Source organism: Mesorhizobium sp. M7A.F.Ca.CA.004.06.1.1, from assembly GCF_003999135.1.
Classification (GTDB): Bacteria; Pseudomonadota; Alphaproteobacteria; order Rhizobiales; family Rhizobiaceae; genus Mesorhizobium.
The window spans coordinates 1-1433 of sequence record NZ_RZPQ01001085.1 but is presented as its reverse complement, the minus strand read 5'-3'; the positions used below and the strand labels follow the sequence as shown (position 1 = coordinate 1433).

2 protein-coding genes and 1 pseudogene are annotated in these 1433 nt (G+C 64.6%); 1 reads left to right on the top strand and 2 read right to left on the bottom strand.

The window, feature by feature from the left end:
• Window positions 1–12: 12 nt before the first annotated feature.
• Window positions 13–267, top strand: a complete 255-nt coding sequence (locus EN906_RS34060) for a DUF2171 domain-containing protein (protein WP_127269889.1) — start codon at window positions 13–15, stop codon at window positions 265–267.
• 8 nt (window positions 268–275) lie between these two features.
• Here EN906_RS34060 and EN906_RS34055 read toward each other — a convergent pair whose 3' ends face one another.
• Both EN906_RS34055 and EN906_RS38625 read right to left on the bottom strand, forming a co-directional pair.
• Window positions 276–1301, bottom strand: a complete 1026-nt coding sequence (locus EN906_RS34055) for a P1 family peptidase (RefSeq protein ID WP_127269887.1) — start codon at window positions 1299–1301, stop codon at window positions 276–278.
• Window positions 1301–1433: pseudogene (locus EN906_RS38625) on the bottom strand (ABC transporter substrate-binding protein); the annotation flags it as partial. The pseudogene EN906_RS38625 and the gene EN906_RS34055, both read right to left, overlap by 1 nt.

Genomic DNA, 1433 nt, shown 5'->3' with positions numbered 1-1433 from the left:
ATGGAGACCACCATGACCGACACCAGCAAAATTCGCGAGCATATGGAAGTCGTCGGCGCCGACGGCGTGCATGTCGGCACTGTCGACAAGGTCGATGGCCAGCGCATCAAGCTGACCAAGGCCGATAGCGGCGAGGGCGCTCACAAGGGCCATCATCACTATATTCCCCTGAGCCTGATTGCCGAAGTCGACGGCAAGAAGGTCTGGCTGTCGGCGAATTCCGATGTTGCGGTGACGTTCGAGGAAGAAAAGTCCGATCGGGTCTGATTATCGCTTCACCTCAGGCGTGACGACCAGACCGGAAACAGATCGTTTTCGGCAGGGGTTGCCGCATAGACGCCGCGGCTGATGGCGCGCGCCATGGTGGCGCCGGCTGCGGCGTAGAGATCGATCGCCGCATCGGCGGAGAGTTCGATACCGCTCGTGCCGGTCGCCAGCGCGAACACAAGGTCGCCATCGGCCGGTGTGTGCGTCGGCCATATCGCGCGCACGAACCCGTCATGCGCCGATATCGCCAGGCGCTTGGCGGCAGCTTTTGTGAGCACCGCATCGGTGGCAATGACGGCGATGGTGGTGTTGCCGCCGGTCTCCATCTGCCTGCCAACATGCTTGTCGCGGTGTTTCAAAAGAATCCGTTTCGCATCGTCCGGCATCGGCGAGGGATAACCAAGCCCGCCGAATTCGTTGCCGATTTCGAACGGTGCTGCCCAGAAATGGCGGGTTCGGCCTGTGGTCACCGATCCGGTCGGGTTGACGGCGGCCAGCGCACCGACGGTGACGCCGCTATCCAGCAGCGTCGAGGCGGAGCCGAGGCCGCCTTTCAGCCCCGAGGTCAGCGCGCCGGTGCCGGCGCCGATCGTGCCAAGCTGGAAATCGGCGGCGGCAGTTTGCGCGGCCTCATAGCCAAGCTCGCGGTAGGGCGGATAACGGCCCCAATCCTTGTCGCCGCCATTGCGCAGGTCGAACAGGATCGCCGACGGCACGATCGGCACGCGAAAACCACCGACCTCCAGGCCGATGCCGCGTTCGCGCAATGCCGCCTGCACGCCGGACGCCGCGTCGAGGCCGAAAGCCGAACCGCCTGAAAGCACGACGGCGTGCACCACATCGACGGAATTGTGCGGTTCGAGCAGGTCTGTCTCGCGCGTGCCCGGCGCGCCGCCCAGGATCTGAACGCCGGCCACTGTCGGCGTGTCGCAAAGCACGGTCGTGACGCCGGACTTCAGGCTGGCGTCGGACGCATTGCCGACGCGCAGGCCGGCAACGTCGGTGATCAGGTTGCGTGGGCCGGTGCGAAACATCAGTTGCTTTCCAAGGGCGCAAAGCGCGTGCCGTCGAAACGGAAGACGCGGTAAGGTCTCTGGCTGAGGTCGCCTTTTGCATCAAAGCGGATCGGCCCGATCGCCGTGGTGAAATCCTGTCCGGTCAGGGCC

Excerpts from the sequence above, each read along its gene's own strand:
- EN906_RS34060 (WP_127269889.1), top strand. The coding sequence starts at position 13 with ATGACCGACACCAGCAAAATTCGCGAGCATATGGAAGTCGTCGGCGCC.
- EN906_RS34055 (WP_127269887.1), bottom strand. The coding sequence starts at position 1,301 with ATGTTTCGCACCGGCCCACGCAACCTGATCACCGACGTTGCCGGCCTG.